The 15,497-nt window shown below is 61.0% G+C and carries 16 protein-coding genes; 8 read left to right on the top strand and 8 right to left on the bottom strand.

The annotated features are described in order from the left end of the window. Positions 1 to 338 precede the first annotated feature (338 nt). Positions 339 to 740, top strand: a complete 402-nt coding sequence (locus BLU24_RS21940; RefSeq protein WP_093103835.1) for a hypothetical protein — start codon at positions 339 to 341, stop codon at positions 738 to 740. A 63-nt stretch (positions 741 to 803) separates the two neighbouring features. Here the strand turns inward: BLU24_RS21940 and BLU24_RS21935 are convergent, their stop codons facing one another. Continuing rightward, positions 804 to 1,916, bottom strand: coding sequence for an enoyl-CoA hydratase/isomerase family protein (locus BLU24_RS21935; RefSeq protein WP_093103832.1), 1,113 nt, complete (start codon positions 1,914 to 1,916; stop codon positions 804 to 806). A 132-nt stretch (positions 1,917 to 2,048) separates the two neighbouring features. Here BLU24_RS21935 and ung point away from each other — a divergent pair, with 132 nt between their 5' ends. Beyond that, positions 2,049 to 2,741, top strand: coding sequence for a uracil-DNA glycosylase (gene ung, locus BLU24_RS21930; RefSeq protein ID WP_093103829.1), 693 nt, complete (start codon positions 2,049 to 2,051; stop codon positions 2,739 to 2,741). Between the two features lie 125 nt (positions 2,742 to 2,866). Here the strand turns inward: ung and BLU24_RS21925 are convergent, their stop codons facing one another. Genes BLU24_RS21925 through BLU24_RS21910 form a run of 4 tightly spaced genes read right to left on the bottom strand, consistent with a single transcriptional unit; the run spans position 2,867 to position 6,901 of the window. Continuing rightward, positions 2,867 to 3,901, bottom strand: a complete 1,035-nt coding sequence (locus BLU24_RS21925; protein WP_093103826.1) for an AbrB family transcriptional regulator — start codon at positions 3,899 to 3,901, stop codon at positions 2,867 to 2,869. Next, on the bottom strand, positions 3,894 to 5,408 hold the full coding sequence (locus tag BLU24_RS21920) for a tripartite tricarboxylate transporter permease (protein ID WP_093103823.1): 1,515 nt from the start codon (positions 5,406 to 5,408) through the stop codon (positions 3,894 to 3,896). The genes BLU24_RS21925 and BLU24_RS21920 overlap by 8 nt, the downstream gene beginning before the upstream one ends. A gap of 1 nt (position 5,409) precedes the next feature. Continuing rightward, a complete protein-coding gene (locus BLU24_RS21915; protein WP_093103820.1) occupies positions 5,410 to 5,868 on the bottom strand; it encodes a tripartite tricarboxylate transporter TctB family protein in 459 nt (152 codons plus the stop codon). A 55-nt stretch (positions 5,869 to 5,923) separates the two neighbouring features. Next, positions 5,924 to 6,901 (bottom strand): Bug family tripartite tricarboxylate transporter substrate binding protein, encoded by a 978-nt coding sequence (locus BLU24_RS21910; protein ID WP_093103817.1) that lies wholly within the window; start codon positions 6,899 to 6,901, stop codon positions 5,924 to 5,926. A gap of 433 nt (positions 6,902 to 7,334) precedes the next feature. Here BLU24_RS21910 and BLU24_RS21905 point away from each other — a divergent pair, with 433 nt between their 5' ends. Together BLU24_RS21905 and BLU24_RS21900 are read left to right on the top strand one after the other, a co-directional pair. Continuing rightward, positions 7,335 to 8,006: a response regulator gene (locus BLU24_RS21905; protein ID WP_090282195.1), complete on the top strand. Its 672-nt coding sequence runs from the start codon at positions 7,335 to 7,337 to the stop codon at positions 8,004 to 8,006. Continuing rightward, positions 7,999 to 9,384 (top strand): sensor histidine kinase, encoded by a 1,386-nt coding sequence (locus BLU24_RS21900; RefSeq protein ID WP_093103814.1) that lies wholly within the window; start codon positions 7,999 to 8,001, stop codon positions 9,382 to 9,384. Before BLU24_RS21905 ends, BLU24_RS21900 begins: the two co-directional genes overlap by 8 nt. Before the next feature lie 120 nt (positions 9,385 to 9,504). On the opposite strand, the gene BLU24_RS21895 is transcribed toward BLU24_RS21900, so the two are convergent. Both BLU24_RS21895 and ygfZ read right to left on the bottom strand, forming a co-directional pair. Beyond that, positions 9,505 to 10,326 (bottom strand): HDOD domain-containing protein, encoded by an 822-nt coding sequence (locus BLU24_RS21895; RefSeq protein WP_093103811.1) that lies wholly within the window; start codon positions 10,324 to 10,326, stop codon positions 9,505 to 9,507. A 35-nt stretch (positions 10,327 to 10,361) separates the two neighbouring features. Further along, on the bottom strand, positions 10,362 to 11,306 hold the full coding sequence (gene ygfZ / locus BLU24_RS21890; RefSeq protein WP_093103808.1) for a CAF17-like 4Fe-4S cluster assembly/insertion protein YgfZ: 945 nt from the start codon (positions 11,304 to 11,306) through the stop codon (positions 10,362 to 10,364). A 150-nt stretch (positions 11,307 to 11,456) separates the two neighbouring features. On the opposite strand from ygfZ, the gene BLU24_RS21885 reads away from it, so the two are divergent. Both BLU24_RS21885 and BLU24_RS21880 read left to right on the top strand, forming a co-directional pair. Further along, a complete protein-coding gene (locus tag BLU24_RS21885; RefSeq protein ID WP_007911418.1) occupies positions 11,457 to 11,711 on the top strand; it encodes an FAD assembly factor SdhE in 255 nt (84 codons plus the stop codon). After that, positions 11,695 to 12,147: a protein YgfX gene (locus tag BLU24_RS21880; protein ID WP_093103805.1), complete on the top strand. Its 453-nt coding sequence runs from the start codon at positions 11,695 to 11,697 to the stop codon at positions 12,145 to 12,147. The genes BLU24_RS21885 and BLU24_RS21880 overlap by 17 nt, the downstream gene beginning before the upstream one ends. On the opposite strand, the gene nadB is transcribed toward BLU24_RS21880, so the two are convergent. Continuing rightward, positions 12,116 to 13,732 carry an L-aspartate oxidase gene (gene nadB, locus BLU24_RS21875; RefSeq protein WP_093103802.1) on the bottom strand — a complete coding sequence of 539 codons (1,617 nt, stop codon included), beginning with the start codon at positions 13,730 to 13,732 and terminating at the stop codon, positions 12,116 to 12,118. The two genes, BLU24_RS21880 and nadB, sit on opposite strands and share 32 nt — an antisense overlap. Positions 13,733 to 14,289: 557 nt before the next feature. On the opposite strand from nadB, the gene rpoE reads away from it, so the two are divergent. Both rpoE and BLU24_RS21865 read left to right on the top strand, forming a co-directional pair. Continuing rightward, positions 14,290 to 14,871, top strand: coding sequence for an RNA polymerase sigma factor RpoE (gene rpoE / locus BLU24_RS21870; protein WP_003172477.1), 582 nt, complete (start codon positions 14,290 to 14,292; stop codon positions 14,869 to 14,871). Positions 14,872 to 14,901: 30 nt separating this feature from the next. Then, complete coding sequence (locus tag BLU24_RS21865) at positions 14,902 to 15,489, top strand: sigma-E factor negative regulatory protein (RefSeq protein ID WP_090282201.1); 588 nt, start codon at positions 14,902 to 14,904, stop codon at positions 15,487 to 15,489. Positions 15,490 to 15,497: the final 8 nt, after the last annotated feature.

Below are 15,497 nucleotides of genomic sequence, written 5' to 3'. Positions count from 1 at the left end.
ATTTTAGTGGGATGGCCAGGAAAAGACTGCGGGATTTGTGCCGGAAATGGCGGGGGATCTGACTCAGCGAAGTGACAGGAAAAATCGCAGCCCCTCACCCCAGCCCTCTCCCGGAAGGAGAGGGAGCTCATTGTGGTGATGGCAACGTTTGTGATCGGCTCGGTATCAGCCAACGGCGACCTTTTAAAAATTAAACCTTTCATCGATCACTTGTTTCAACTTGTTGCAGGAACGCACCAGATGCCGAAATCGCTGTCTGATTTTTCGTCAGTCACCGATAAACGACTGATGCCTGCCAGCGTCGCTGGTGTGGCCCACCCGCGGTCCAGGAGGCCGCCATGTATAGACGAATTCTTCTGCTTGCTGCGTTGATGTTTTCCGTTGCCGGTTGCGTCCCGTACTCCTACGCGGACTCGTATTACTCCGAGGTGTACACATCACCCGCGCCGGCCTACTACAACACAGGTGGCACGTATTACCGGGGCGGCAGCACATACTATTCGGCGCCGCGTTACTATCAGCCCGCACCACGTTATTACCAGCAACCGCGTTACTACCAGGCGCCGCGCTACTACCAACCGGCCCCGCGTTATTACGAAAGCCGCCGCTGGCACGGCAATGATCGCGGACGCTGGGAAGGCCACCGTCGCGGCGGTTGGGACAATGACCACCGCGGTCGCGGCAACTACGATCGCCACAGCGGTCGCCGTGATTACAACGGCCGTGGCAATCGCTGGTAATCACCCGCAAATGAAAAGCGGCGCATCGAGCGCCGCTTTTTTTTGCCTGCGATTTTTCAAAAGCTAGTACTGGGTCAAATCCGCCAACGGATGCCGCCCCTCCCAAGCCTTGTGAAAATGCGCGTCGACCACCGCTTCCGGCACATGATGAATATCCGGCCAGTGCCAGTGCGGTTTCTGATCCTTGTCGATCAACCGCGCTCGCACCCCTTCGCTGAATTCCGGATGCCGGCAGCAATTGAGGCTCAGGGTGTATTCCATCTGGAAAACTTCGGCCAGTGACATATGCCGCGCGCGAATGATCTGCTGCCAGACCAGATGCGCAGTCAGCGGCGAGCCTTCGCTCATGGTCTTTGCTGCGCGGGCGATCAGTGGATCGCTGCTGTCGCGTTGCAGGCTGATGGCGGTCCAGGCACAGGTGACATCGCTGACATCGAGCAATTCGTCGATTTGCTGCCGACGCGGCAGCCACTGCGCTTCGGGCATCTGCGCCAGTGCTTCCTGTTGCAGGGCCTTGAGCAGGCTGTTCAGTTGCATGTCGGTCTGTTCCTGCCAGTTGAGCTGCAACAAGCCTTTGATCAGTTGCGGTTGCTGTTCGTCGAGCAAAAACCGGTCGGCCAAGCCCAGATCGAGCGCATCACGGCCATTGATGTGCGCGCCGGTCAAACCGAGAAACAGCCCGAGCTTGCCCGGCAACCGGGCGAGAAACCAACTGGCGCCGACATCCGGATACAGGCCGATGGTGATTTCCGGCATCGCCAGACGGCTGCTCGGCGTGACGATCCGCGTGCTCGCACCTTGCAACAACCCCATGCCGCCGCCGAGCACGTAACCGTGGCCCCAGCAAATCAGCGGTTTCGGGTAGGTGTGCAGTTGGTAGTCGAGACGATATTCAGCACTGAAAAACTGTGCCGCCAGCGGCGGTACTTCGCCGGGATGTGCGCGGCAGGCTTCGACCAGGCTGCGCACTTCGCCGCCGGCACAGAACGCCTTGGCGCCATTGCCCCGCAGGAGCACGCAGACGATTTGCGGGTCATTGGCCCAAGCGCTGAGTTTGTCGCCGAGGGCGTTGATCATCGGCAGGGACAGTGCGTTCAGTGACTTTTCGGCATCCAGGCTGGCGATGCCGATACGGGCGCCGTCGGTGCCGGTGAGTTCTTCGAAGTGCAGATTCATCGTGACCTCGATCGGGAAATTGAACGATCAGTATGATCGCTGTGGGGGAAAGTGCCGGATCTGCGTCAGATCAATTGACAAGCGTGGTCGGCTTTCCTAGGGTTCGCCCCATTGTTTTTGCCGGGTATGACCATGACTGCTGATGACCGTATCAAACTCGAACCGAGCTGGAAGGAGGCACTGCGTGCTGAGTTCGACCAGCCGTACATGGCAGAGTTGCGCCAGTTTCTGCAGCAGGAGCGAGCGGCCGGCAAGGAGATCTATCCGCCGGGACCGATGATTTTCAACGCACTGAATTCGACGCCGCTGGAGAAAGTGAAGGTGGTGATCCTCGGCCAGGACCCGTATCACGGCCCCGGTCAGGCCCACGGCTTGTGCTTCTCGGTGCAACCGGGCGTGCCGGCGCCACCGTCGCTGGTCAACATCTATAAAGAGTTGAAGCGCGACCTCAATATCGACATTCCCAACCACGGCTATTTGCAGAGCTGGGCCGATCAGGGCGTGTTGATGCTCAACACCACCATGACCGTCGAGCGCGCCAACGCCAATGCGCACAAGGACAAGGGCTGGCAGTTCTTCACCGACCGCATCATCGAAGTGGTCAGCGAGCGGCAGCCGCATCTGGTGTTCATGCTTTGGGGCGCGCACGCGCAGAGCAAGCAAAAGCTGATCGACGCCACCAAGCACCTGGTGCTGACTTCGGTGCATCCGTCGCCGTTGTCGGCTTATCGCGGGTTTCTCGGGTGCGGGCACTTTGGCCGGGCGAACAAGTTTCTTGAGCAGAATGGCGAGACGCCGATCGAGTGGCGCCTGCCGCCCATCTGATGGGGATCTGAAGTGCCCCATCGCTGGCAAGCCAGCTCCCACAGGGTTTTGTGGGTGCCACAGATTATGTGAACACCCCAAAAACCTGTGGGAGCTGGCTTGCCAGCGATAGGGGCGACGCGGTCTTATTCGGGCTGACGATTCCAGTACTTGAACAACGGCTCTGCCAGAAACAGCACAAACAACAGCCGCATCACCTGCATCGCCGTCACGAGTGGCACCGACAGTTGCAGGGTCTCCGCGGTCAGGCTCATCTCGGCAATCCCGCCGGGCATCATGCCCAGGGTCAGCGAGCGCAGATCCAGATGGGTCAGGGCGCTCAGTCCCAAGGCTGCCAGCGAAGCAATCAACATGGTCAGCGCCGTGCCGATCAATGTCCGCCCCATGAATGACGGCGCACGGCGGAAGAATTCCCGGTTGAAATGACAGCCCAGACCACTGCCGATCAGCCATTGGCCGATCTGGCTGCCGCCATTGGGTAAACCGATGTGCAGATCCCAACCGATGCTCACCGCCGCACTCACCAGCAACGGCCCGAACAACCACGGATTGGGTTGGCGCAAACGTTGCCAGAGCCAGGCGAGCAGGGCGCCCGCCGGAAACAGGATTGCCAGCCAGCGCCAGTCGACGCTGCCCGCATGAGAAATCGGCGTGCCGTCACCGAGCAGGTATTTGAACGCCGCCGGCACACACAACACCACCACCAACACCCGCAGACTCTGCCCCGCCGCGACGTGGCTGAGCAAAGCGCCGTTGCGCGCGCCGAGGTTGACCATCTCGCCCGAGCCGCCGGGCATGCTGGAAAAGAATGCGGTGGCGCGATCTTCGCCGGTACGCCGCATCAACCACACGCCGACCACCGCCGACAGGCTGGTGACCAGCGCACCGAAGAAAATCAGACCGAAATGACTGAGCACCTGCTCCATCACCAGCGGGGTGAAGTGCAGGCCAATGCCGATGCCGACGATCCACTGGCCGCACTTGCGTCCGCCAGGGATTTCCGTGAGTTGCCAGGGGGTGAGACAGCGCACGAGAATGATCGCCAGCAACGAGCCGACCATCCACGGCAACGGCCAGCCGATCTGGCTGGCGAGGTAACCACCAAGCAGACCGACCAGCGGGGTTCCCCACCAGGATTTCAGGGCAGAGCGATCAAACATCGGCAACGACGCGCCGTGCCGCCGAACGTTTGCGCCAGATGCGGACCAGCGGCATCAGCAGCATGATCGCCGTCAGGATCCAGCAGCCGAAGGTGATCGGGCTCGACCAGAGGATTTCCAGCGCACCGTTGGAAATCGACAGGGCGCGACGCAGGTTCTGCTCCATCAGACCGCCGAGGATGAAACCGAGCAGCAGCGGCGACAACGGGAAGTCCAGCTTGCGCAGGATGTAACCGAAGATACCGATACCGATCATCAGGAACAGGTCGAAGGTGGTCGCATGCACTGCGTAAACGCCGATCCCGGTGATGATCGCGATGATCGGCACCAGTGCCCAGTTCGGCACGGCGAGGATGCGTGTGAACACGCGGATCATCGGAATGTTGAGGATCACCAGCATGACGTTGGCGATGAACAACGACGCGATCAGGCCCCAGACGATGTCCGGTTGCTGTTGGAACAACAGCGGGCCCGGGGTGATGTTGTACAGCGACAGCGCGCCGATCATCACTGCAGTGGTGCCCGAACCCGGAACACCGAGGGTCAGCATCGGCACCAATGCACCGCATGCCGCGCCACCGATGGCGGTTTCTGGCGCCGCGAGGCCACGGGCGTCGCCTTCACCGAATTTACCGCTGGTGCCAGCGATGCGCTTCTCGGTCATGTAGGCTACGGCACTGGCAAGGGTCGCGCCGGCGCCGGGCAAAACGCCCATGATGAAGCCGAGCACGCCGCAGCGCAGGTTGACCGTGAATACCGACGCCGCTTCCTTGAAGTTGAACATCATGCGCCCGGTGGCTTTTACTGCTTCCTGGCCGTGGTGGGTTTTTTCCAGCAGCAGGAGGATTTCGCTGATCGAGAACAGACCCAGCACCAGCACGACGAACTGAATGCCGTCGGTCAGATGAATGTTGTCGCCGGTGAAGCGGTACACGCCGCTGTTGGCGTCGATGCCAACGGTGGAAAGGAACAGGCCGATCAGCGCTGCGATGAAGGTTTTCAGCGGTCGATCTCCGGCCATGCCGCCGAGACAGACAATCGCGAAGACCATCAATACAAAATATTCCGCCGGGCCGAAGGCAATTGCCCATTTCGCCAGCAGCGGCGCGAACAGCACCATGCCGCAGGTGGCGATGAACGCGCCGATGAACGAGCTCCACGCCGACAGCGACAGCGCGACACCGGCCAGGCCTTTGCGGGCCATCGGGTAGCCGTCGAGGGTGGTCATCACGGTGGAGGCTTCGCCAGGAATGTTCAGCAGGATCGAACTGATCCGGCCGCCGTATTCGCAGCCCAGATACACCGCCGCTAGCAGAATCAGCGCCGATTCCGGCGGTAGACCGAGGGCGAATGCGATCGGAATCAGCAACGCCACGCCGTTGATCGGGCCCAGGCCCGGCAACAGACCGACGACGGTGCCGATCAGCGTGCCGCACAGCGCGGTCACCAGGTTGTAGGGGCTCAGCGCGACGCCAAAACCCTGACCCAAATAGCCAAGAGTATCCATATCAGTTCTCCAGAACGCTGAGCAGGCCGAGGGGCAGCGGAACGTCCATCAAACGGTCGAACAGCAGGTAAAGACCGATCGCCATCAGGCTGATGATCACCACGCTTGGCATCCAGCGTCCGCCATAGAGACGGGCCATCGGTACGCCGGTGAGGATGCTGGCGACGATGAAGCCGAGGGGCTCGAAGGTGCCGGCGAATACCAGCAACAGCACCACGCAGAGACCGATCTTGGTCAGGCTTTCGCGATCCAGCGGCGGCTCATCCGGGTTGTGCTTGATCGGCGCCGGACGGAACACCATGTACAGCAGCGCCAGGCCCATCAGGCCGAGCATCAGCAGCGGGAAGGCGCGCGGGCCCACCGGCTCGTAGGAAAAAGCCGCTTGGTACGGCCACGCCATCAGTGCCAGGCCGGCGCAAACCAGCAGCAACACCGCGGCGAAAATACGTTGAATAAGCATGGGAGCTCCTGTGCGACGTCCCCGCGAAGGAGACGCCGCCACTAGACAGAGACGATCACTGGATCAGGCCGAACTCTTTGGCCAGCACTTTGTAGTCCGCGACCTGCTTCTTCACGTAGGTGTCCAGCTCCGGGCCGGTCATGGCGAACGGGAACAGTTCACGCTGATCGCGCAGCTTGGCGAACTCCGGCGATGCCAGCAGTTTGTCGAACGCGTCTTTCCACCAGGCGTAGTCTTCGTCACTGACTTTTGGGCCGAGGTAGAAACCGCGCACCACCGGCCAGACGATGTCGTAGCCTTGCTCGCGAGCAGTCGGGATGTCCTTCATTTCCGGCTCGTCGAGACGCTTTTCAGCGAATACCGCGAGCAGACGCATGTCGCCACTCTGGATGTGCGGCATGGAGTCGGAGATGTCGGTACTGCCGACCTGAATGTGGCCGCCGAGCAGTGCGGTAGCAATTTCGCCGCCGCCCTCGAGGGCGACGTAACGCAGGTCACGCGGATTGATCCCGGCCGCTTTGGCGATCAGTGCGGTCTGCATCCAGTCCTGGCTGCCGACCGTGCCGCCGGAACCGATGACCACCGAGCCCGGATCTTTCTTCAAGGCCTGAACGAGATCGTCAAGGGTCTTGTAGGGCGAATCGCTTTTCACGGCGATGGCGCCGTAGCTGGTGCCGACCGCTGCCAGCCAGCGCACGTTGGTTTCGTCGAAACGCCCGAACTTGCCCTGCGCCAGGTTCAACAACGAACCGCTCGACCAGGCGACCAGCGTGCCGGCATCGGCCGGACGCTGAGCCACCACGGCGTTGTACGCCACTGCGCCGACACCGCCGGGCATGTAGGTCACGCGCATCGGTTTGCTCAGCAGCTTTTCATTCACCAGCGCACTCTGCACCAGTTTGCAGGTCAGGTCGAAACCACCGCCCGGCGAGGCCGGGGCGATGCATTCCGGGCGTTTCGGCTCGGCCATGAGTTGGCCGGCGATCAACATTGCGCCAGCGGCTAAAGCGACTTTACGCAGGGATACGTTCATTTGAGTCTCCAGAGGAGTTGTTGTTATGGATGGATCAATGACCAAAGAACACGCTAGAGCTTAGCGGCAGGCGCGGTTTTCTCGCGGCGCGAGCGCAGACAGGGCAACAACGCAGGCCTGCGGTGAAAAACCGGCAAGGGAATGCTGGAAGCGGGAGGGGCGAGCAGGCGTTAGAGCCTTGGTGCGCATGGATAGCATGCTGGGGTACTCCGTTATTGTTCTTATGGGTCGAAAACGCTTCGTGGCGTTTTTCGGGCGCTGTGTGGCTTCAGCGACGACAGTCGCAACTGTCCGTGAGGCCGACTGTAATCCGCTAACCTTTCGCTAACCTTTCAGCTCGCTTTCACGGTTTTCGGGCTTCACAGCAGCGGTTGCGGCTGTAAACTCCGCGGCAAAGCGTGGCGCCGGCCATCCCTGAACGAGGTAAAAATCCATGCGTGTTCTGCTCGTCGAAGACCATCTGCAACTGGCTGAAAGCGTCGCCCAGGCGCTCAAGAGCACCGGTCTGACCGTGGATGTGTTGCACGATGGCGTGGCCGCCGACCTGGCGCTTGGCAGCGAGGAATATGCCGTGGCGATCCTCGATGTCGGCCTGCCGCGCATGGACGGTTTCGAGGTGTTGGCGCGGTTGCGCGCCCGTGGGAAAAACGTGCCGGTGCTGATGCTGACCGCGCGCAGTGATGTGAAAGACCGCGTGCATGGCCTCAATCTGGGTGCCGACGATTACCTCGCCAAGCCATTCGAACTGACCGAACTTGAGGCGCGGGTCAAAGCCCTGTTGCGCCGCAGTGTGCTCGGTGGCGAGCGCCAGCAGCGCTGCGGCGTGCTGGCCTACGACCTCGACACCCGGCGCTTCACTCTTGGTGAAGAACTGCTGACCCTGACCTCCCGCGAACAAGCTGTGCTCGAAGCGCTGATTGCCCGTCCTGGCCGGGTGATGAGCAAGGAGCAGCTGGCTGCGCAAGTGTTCGGCCTCGACGAAGAAGCCAGCCCCGACGCCATCGAAATCTACGTGCATCGCCTGCGCAAGAAACTCGACGGCCAGCCGGTGGCGATCGTGACCTTCCGCGGCCTCGGTTATCTGTTGGAAAGCCGCGATGCATAAGCCCAGCAGCCTGCGCTGGCGGTTGTTGTGGAACCTCGCAGTGTTGCTGGTGGTGCTGATGCTCGCCAGTGGTTTGAGCGCTTACTGGAATGGCCGCGAAGCCGCCGACACCGCCTATGACCGCACGCTGCTGGCCTCGGCGCGGACCATTGCCGCCGGCCTGTCGCAGCGCGATGGCAGCCTGAGTGCCGATGTCCCTTACGTGGCCCTCGATACTTTCGCCTACGACAGCGCCGGGCGCATTTATTACCAGGTCAACGACATCCACCAGAAGCTGATTTCCGGCTACGAAAATCTGCCCGGCCCACCGCCCGGCACGCCACGCACCGACAGCTATCCGGCATTGGCGCGTTTCTACAACGCCACTTACAACGGCCAGAACGTGCGCGTGGTCAGTCTGCTCAAGGCCGTGTCCGAGCCGAACATGAACGGCATGGCGGAAATCCGCGTCGCCGAAACCGACGAGGCACGGGTGAGCATGGCGCGCAGTCTGGCTGCTGACACCTTGCTGCGTCTGGGCATGTTGGCGATCGGTGCGCTGCTGATGGTCTGGTTCGCGGTCAGCGCAGCGTTGCGCCCGCTGGAGCGCCTGCGCACGGCAGTCGAAGAACGTCAGCCCGACGATCTGCGCCCGCTGCCGCTGGTGGAGGTTCAGGATGAACTGGGCCCCTTGGTGCGCGGCCTCAATCACTTTACCGAGCGCCTGCGCGCGCAGTTCGAGCGCCAGGCGCAATTCATCGCCGATGCCGCCCACGAACTACGCACGCCATTGGCGGCGCTGAAGGCGCGGCTTGAACTGGGGCTGCGCTCGACGGAGCCACAGACCTGGCGCGATACCCTCGAATCCTCCGCGCAAGGCACCGATCGCCTGACCCATCTGGCCAATCAACTGCTATCGCTGGCCCGCGTCGAAAACGGTGCGCGGGCGATCGCCGAGGGTGGCGCGCAATTGCTCGATCTGAGTCAATTGGCGCGCGAACTGGGCATGGCTATGGCACCTTTGGCGCACAAGCGTGGCGTGGCATTGGCGCTGGAAGCGGACGAGCCGGTGTGGCTACGCGGCGAGCCAACGTTGCTCAACGAGTTGCTGAGCAATCTGGTCGACAACGCTTTGGCACATACACCGCCCGGCGGCAACGTGATCCTGCGGGTCGCCGCGCCGGCGGTGCTTGAGGTGGAAGATGACGGGCCGGGCATTCCGCTGGAGGAACGTGATCGGGTGTTCGAGCGCTTCTACCGGCGCAATCAGCAAGTCGCGGGTTCCGGGCTGGGGCTGGCGATCGTCGGCGAGATCTGCCGCGCGCACCTGGCGCAGATCAGCCTGCATGATGGCGAACAGGCGGGGTTGAAGGTGCGGGTGAGTTTTATTGCCGGGTGACAGGGGCGCCATTACCGACCCATCGCCAGCAGGCTGGCTCCCACATGGGGAGAAAGTGCAGTTTAATTGCAAATCCTGTGGGAGCCAGCCTGCTGGCGATGGCAGCACCACGGTTGCGGATCAGTAAAACATCGACCGCGACTCTTGCAGATCGGCACACAACTCCTTGTTCTCCGGGTCGATCCCGAGCTTGCGGAAAGCCGGAACGCTCAGCGGATCGATCCGCGCGAAAGGATGCTCGGTGTCCTTGTGGCAATACAGGCTCGCCACCTGCACCACATCCACATAATCGATTTCAGCCGAATCGCGTTTGAAGTCCTGATAAAGCCCCGGCAACGCCACCAACCGCTCGGGAAACTCCCAGACCCGCAACAGCTTGTCGCCGAGCAGCGGATGGATGCGGTCGATCACATGATTGAGGCTGACCGGGTCCGAAAGCAGTTCGTAATGGTCCTCGGCGTAGGTCAGGATCGGCAGCACGCCGATCTGGTGCACCAGCCCGCCCAGGGCGGCCTGATCGGGCTTGAGGGTGGTGTAGCGGCGACACAGGGCATAGCTGACGCCGGCGATCTCCAGACTCTTGCGCCAGACCTCACGCATCTTCTGTTCGACCACTTCGGAGCGGGCGTGAAAGATCTGCTCCATCACCAGGCCGATGGCCAGGTTGCTGCTGTAGTTGATCCCCAGGCGGGTGATCGCAGTGTGCAGGTCGGTGACTTCCTGAGCCGCGCGCAGCAGGGGACTGTTGACCACTTTGATCAGGCGCGCCGACAGCGCCGTGTCGCGGCCGATCATCTTGCCCAGGTCGCTGACGCTGATTTCCGGGTCTTCAGCGGCCTTGCGAATCTGCAGGGCCACTTCCGGTAGCGTGGGCAGAACCAGGTCATCGTTATCGATGGCCGCAACCAAATCCGTTTGGACTTTTTCTGCCAGTTCGCTCATTTAAACTCTCTAGGGTGTTGCGACAAATGCTGCGATCAACGCTGGATTTCGCGGTCGCGATCCAGTTCGTAAGGCAGGTCGAGCACATGCAGCGTCGGGCCTTCGAGAGTACCCAGATGCAGATCACCGGCTTCGGCAGCTTCGGCCTGCAATACCGCCAGGAGTTCAATGTTCTGGCCCGCATCGACGGCGGCCAGCACCACCTCGCCGATCGAGCTGTTGTGGCTGGGGGCGAACAACGGCGTGCCGGGCTCCGGCAGTTGCGTGCCGCCCAGGCTCAGGCGATACAGACGGCGCTTGAGTTTGCCCAGGTACTGCATGCGCGCGACGATTTCCTGGCCGGTGTAGCAGCCCTTCTTGAAACTCACGCCGCCGACGGCTTGCAGATTGAGCATCTGCGGAATGAACAGTTCGCGAGTGGTCGGCATGACCTGGCCGATACCGGCGCGGATCTGCCCCAGCAACCACTGATTCAGCTCGGCTTCGGGCAGCATTGCCGCCAGTCTGGCCTTGATCGCGTCGGCCTGATCGGCCGGTACCCAGAGTTCGGCACGCTGCGGCGACACGCGGATTGCGATCAGTGATTCGTGACGCACGACACTGTCGGTTTCTTCCGGCAAGTCCAGACCGAGGCTGACCAGCGCTGCATCACCCTGTTCAACGCCGAAGCGCGCCCAGGCAGCACTTTCATCGGTCAATCTGGATTTGGAGAACACGGCGTATTTTTTCAGGTCCGCCAGTTGCGGCTCCAGCAGTTCGCTGGCCATCGCCATCAGCACGCCGTCGCCTTCGAGCAGAATGCGGAAACTCGACTGCATCCGGCCTTTCTGCGTACACCGGGCACCGAGGCTGGCGCGGTTGTCGCTGAGGTAATTGATATTGCAGGTCAACTGGCCTTGCAGGAATTTTCCGGCATCCGCGCCGCGAACCGCGAGAACGCCTTCATGAGACAGGGTGCAGAAAAAAGCAGAATCGGCCATGGGTCATCGCAGGGTAAATAGACTGGGGCACATCATAAGGGGGCGTTGGTGAAATGGGTAGTTGATAAAGGATCGGTGGTGCCCGACCAAAGCCGACTGTGCGACCCGCCCGGGGTCTGTATACTTGCCGCCAAATTCGAGGAGGGCTCCATGGTCGAACAAGTTGAACTGAATCGCCTCTTTTGGCACAGCCGTCGCGGCATGCTTGAGCTTGACGTGTTGCTGGTGCCGTTCGTGCAGGAGGTCTACGCGACGCTGAATCAGGTGGACCGCGATTTGTATGTCCGTCTGTTGACGTGTGAGGATCAGGACATGTTCGGCTGGTTCATGGAGCGCAGCGAGTCTGAAGACCCCGAGCTGCAGCGCATGGTCCGGATGATTCTGGATCGTGTCCAGCCCAAGTAACACGTTCGAATGCCGCTGGCATGCCTCACGGCAATTGCTGGCGGCGTATCTGTTGGCTCAGGCGTTCGCCCTGTGCGCTTTGTTTCTATTGTCGATTCCCTTGTGGGCCAGTCTGTTCGCGGCGTTCGGCTGCGTGCTGCATGGCGTTTGGGTGTTGCCGCAGCAGATTTTGCTCAGCCATCCAGCGGCATTCTGTGGATTGCGCCGCGATGCCGATGGCTGGCAGGTCTGGAGTCAGGCTGATGGCTGGCAAGCGGCGCAGTTGTGCCGTGACAGTCTTGCGCTGCCGCTGATCGTGGTGCTGCGGTTTCGCTTGCGGGGTGAGTGGCAGGTCAGGTCGATCTGCGTGCCCCGGGACGCGCAGACGGCCGATGTGCATCGGCGCCTGCGCGTACGGCTCAAATTCAGCCGACGTAGGTGGGCGGCACCAGAATAGTGTCGAGCGCCTCGGGCAGCATCTGCGGGTAATCGAGGGTGTAATGCAGGCCGCGGCTTTCCTTGCGTTCCATGGCCGAGCTGATCATCAGTTCGGCGACTTGCGCCAGATTGCGTAGTTCGATCAGGTCACGGCTGACTTTGTAGTTGCTGTAGAACTCGTCGATTTCGTCGAGCAACAACCGCACGCGGTGCTGCGCCCGCTGTAGACGTTTGTTGGTGCGCACGATGCCGACGTAGTCCCACATGAACCGGCGCAGCTCATCCCAGTTGTGCGCAATGATCACGTCTTCGTCGGAGTCGGTCACCTGACTGGCGTCCCAGGCGGGCAGGGCGCTTGGCGCGCAAACGTCGTCCAGTTGCGCGAGAATGTCTGCCGCCGCCGAACGCGCATAGACGAAACATTCCAGCAACGAGTTGCTGGCCATGCGGTTGGCGCCATGCAGGCCGGTGAAGCTGGTTTCGCCGATGGCATACAAGCCCGGCACATCGGTGCGGCCGTTCTGATCGACCATCACGCCGCCGCAGGTGTAGTGCGCGGCAGGTACCACCGGGATGGGTTGTTGGGTGATATCGATGCCGAAGCCGAGGCAGCGCTCATAAACCGTCGGAAAGTGACTTTTTACGAACGCTTCGGGTTTGTGGCTGATGTCGAGATACACGCAATCGACGCCCAGGCGCTTCATTTCATGGTCGATGGCCCGGGCGACGATGTCCCGCGGCGCCAGCTCGGCGCGCGGGTCGAAGCGCTGCATGAAGCGTTCGCCATTGGGCAGCTTCAAATGCGCGCCTTCGCCGCGCAGGGCTTCGGTGATCAGGAAACTCTTCGCCTGTGGGTGATACAGGCACGTCGGGTGAAACTGATTGAATTCCAGGTTCGCCACGCGGCAGCCCGAACGCCAGGCCATGGCGATGCCATCTCCGCAGGCGCCGTCGGGGTTGCTGGTATAGAGATAAACCTTGGCGGCGCCGCCCGTGGCCAGAATCACGAAACGGGCGCCATAAGTATCGACTTCACCGGTTTTGCGATTGAGCACATAGGCGCCGAGGCAGCGCTCGCCGGGCATGCCCAGGCGACGCTCAGTGATCAGATCGACAGCGACGCGCTGCTCCTGCAGATCGATATTCGGTCGCTGTTTCGCCTGGGCCAGCAAGGTCTTGAAAATCGCCGCGCCTGTGGCATCGGCGGCATGGATGATGCGCCGGTGGCTGTGGCCACCTTCGCGGGTCAGATGGAATTCGAATCCGCCGTCTTCGGTCCCGGATTGATCATCGCGAGTGAACGGCACACCTTGATCGATCAACCACTGGATGGCTTCGCGACTGCGTTCGACCGTGAAGCGCACGGCATCCTCATGGCAGAGACCGCCACCGGCGTTGAGGGTGTCGTCAACATGGGATTCGACCGTGTCGGTGTCATCGAGCACCGCGGCGACGCCACCCTGGGCCCAGAATGTCGAGCCGTTGGCGAGATCGCCTTTGCTCAGTACGGCAATGCTCAAATGACCGGGCAAGGTCAGTGCGAGACTCAAACCGGCAGCACCGCTGCCAATGACCAGAACATCGTGTTGAAACTGTTGGCTCATTTCAGGATTCCGCTCAAAGCGACCCGGATCGGGGTTGGCGCAAGACAGCTGGATCGGCGAGTCAAGACAGCCACACAGCCCACTAGTATATAGAGGGGTGGGACGGCACAATAGCCGGGCCGGTATGGCATTGTGAAACTACTGTGTTCGCAAAAACCGCACGCTTCGTCGGAAGTTTTTCTCACCCCTAAAGGGTGAAGGCGACTGTATCGGCGCTGAAACACGGTTTTTCCACGCAGGGTTGTCGAATGTCGGTAGGTAGCGGCTATAAATAATTGGAACTTTTGCCAAAGGCCCAAGATCAATAGTCGGTGCCAGAGATAAGGGACGTGTCGGCTTCAGTATGCAATCTGTGGTTGGATTGCGGTCCGCGAAACCGATGACAAGATTATTCGCGCAGCCGGTTCATCCCGCGCTGCGTTTTTCGTGCGTGTCAAATCAGAGCCCGCAGGAAACTTGCTTGGAGGGGGAGAACTTTTGCGAAAAGCCCGAGTCTATGTTTGCAAGTCTGGTCGTTTAGTTATGCAAGCCTCCTCCGGGCTTATCGAGGAGTGTTCATGCTAACCCAGGAAGAGGATCAGCAGCTGGTCGAGCGCGTTCAACGCGGCGACAAGCGAGCTTTCGATCTGTTGGTGCTGAAGTATCAGCACAAGATTCTCGGGTTGATCGTGCGATTTGTGCACGACACCCATGAAGCCCAGGACGTGGCTCAGGAAGCCTTTATCAAGGCGTATCGAGCGCTTGGAAACTTTCGCGGCGACAGTGCGTTTTATACGTGGCTGTACCGTATTGCCATTAACACGGCAAAGAATTACCTGGTTTCACGCGGCCGCCGGCCGCCGGACAGCGATGTAAGTTCCGAGGATGCAGAGTTCTACGATGGCGATCACGGCCTCAAGGATCTCGAATCACCAGAACGTGCGTTGCTGCGGGATGAGATCGAAGGCACTGTCCATCGAACCATCCAGCAACTACCAGAAGATTTGCGTACGGCTTTAACTTTGCGCGAATTCGACGGTCTGAGTTACGAGGACATTGCGAGCGTCATGCAGTGTCCGGTGGGTACCGTGCGCTCCCGGATTTTCCGCGCTCGGGAGGCCATCGACAAAGCCCTGCAACCGTTGTTGCAGGAAAACTGAGACAGCGGCGACAGCCAAGAGAGGAACGCCATGAGTCGTGAAGCCCTGCAGGAATCGCTGTCCGCAGTGATGGATAACGAAGCGGACGAACTGGAGTTGCGTCGAGTGCTCAATGCACTGGATGATGTTGAAACCCGTGAGACCTGGGCTCGTTACCAGATCGCTCGGGCAGCCATGCACAAGGATCTGCTGCTTCCGCGTCTGGATATCGCTGCGGCAGTGTCTGCTGCGCTGGAAGACGAAACGGCCCCGGCCAAAGTATCTCGCAGCCCATGGCGCAGCCTCGGCCGTCTGGCTGTTGCAGCCTCGGTGACGGTTGCCGTGCTGGCGGGTGTTCGCCTGTACAACCAGGACGAGATCGCTGGCGTCGAACTGGCTCAGCAGTCCAATCAGCCAACGCTGGCCACCCCGCAAGTCAAGGGCCCGGCTGTTCTGGCAGGCTACAGCGAAAGCTCTGAAGCCACTGGCCCTATGGCCAACGGCGTGCTGCAAGGTCAGCCAGGCTGGCATGATCAGCGTCTGCCGGGTTACCTTCGTCAGCATGCCCAACAGGCTGCTTTGAAAGGCACTGAAAGCGCGCTGCCTTATGCACGTGCCGCAAGCCTGGAAAACCGTTAAGGAGGATC

Origin of the sequence: Pseudomonas sp. Z003-0.4C(8344-21), from assembly GCF_900104975.1 — a bacterium.
Lineage (GTDB): Bacteria > Pseudomonadota > Gammaproteobacteria > Pseudomonadales > Pseudomonadaceae > Aquipseudomonas > Aquipseudomonas granadensis.
Note: the sequence above shows the minus strand (reverse complement) of the source record. Positions and strands in the feature narration are given on the sequence as shown.

Bases quoted from the DNA above. Each gene is read 5' to 3' on its own strand.
- BLU24_RS21910 (WP_093103817.1), bottom strand. From the start codon at position 6,901: ATGAACGTATCCCTGCGTAAAGTCGCTTTAGCCGCTGGCGCAATGTTG.
- rpoE (WP_003172477.1), top strand. From the start codon at position 14,290: ATGCTAACCCAGGAAGAGGATCAGCAGCTGGTCGAGCGCGTTCAACGC.
- ygfZ (WP_093103808.1), bottom strand. From the start codon at position 11,306: ATGGCCGATTCTGCTTTTTTCTGCACCCTGTCTCATGAAGGCGTTCTC.
- nadB (WP_093103802.1), bottom strand. From the start codon at position 13,732: ATGAGCCAACAGTTTCAACACGATGTTCTGGTCATTGGCAGCGGTGCT.
- ung (WP_093103829.1), top strand. From the start codon at position 2,049: ATGACTGCTGATGACCGTATCAAACTCGAACCGAGCTGGAAGGAGGCA.
- BLU24_RS21905 (WP_090282195.1), top strand. From the start codon at position 7,335: ATGCGTGTTCTGCTCGTCGAAGACCATCTGCAACTGGCTGAAAGCGTC.
- BLU24_RS21935 (WP_093103832.1), bottom strand. From the start codon at position 1,916: ATGAATCTGCACTTCGAAGAACTCACCGGCACCGACGGCGCCCGTATC.
- BLU24_RS21915 (WP_093103820.1), bottom strand. From the start codon at position 5,868: ATGCTTATTCAACGTATTTTCGCCGCGGTGTTGCTGCTGGTTTGCGCC.
- BLU24_RS21865 (WP_090282201.1), top strand. From the start codon at position 14,902: ATGAGTCGTGAAGCCCTGCAGGAATCGCTGTCCGCAGTGATGGATAAC.
- BLU24_RS21940 (WP_093103835.1), top strand. From the start codon at position 339: ATGTATAGACGAATTCTTCTGCTTGCTGCGTTGATGTTTTCCGTTGCC.
- BLU24_RS21885 (WP_007911418.1), top strand. From the start codon at position 11,457: ATGGTCGAACAAGTTGAACTGAATCGCCTCTTTTGGCACAGCCGTCGC.
- BLU24_RS21925 (WP_093103826.1), bottom strand. From the start codon at position 3,901: ATGTTTGATCGCTCTGCCCTGAAATCCTGGTGGGGAACCCCGCTGGTC.
- BLU24_RS21900 (WP_093103814.1), top strand. From the start codon at position 7,999: ATGCATAAGCCCAGCAGCCTGCGCTGGCGGTTGTTGTGGAACCTCGCA.
- BLU24_RS21920 (WP_093103823.1), bottom strand. From the start codon at position 5,408: ATGGATACTCTTGGCTATTTGGGTCAGGGTTTTGGCGTCGCGCTGAGC.
- BLU24_RS21895 (WP_093103811.1), bottom strand. From the start codon at position 10,326: ATGAGCGAACTGGCAGAAAAAGTCCAAACGGATTTGGTTGCGGCCATC.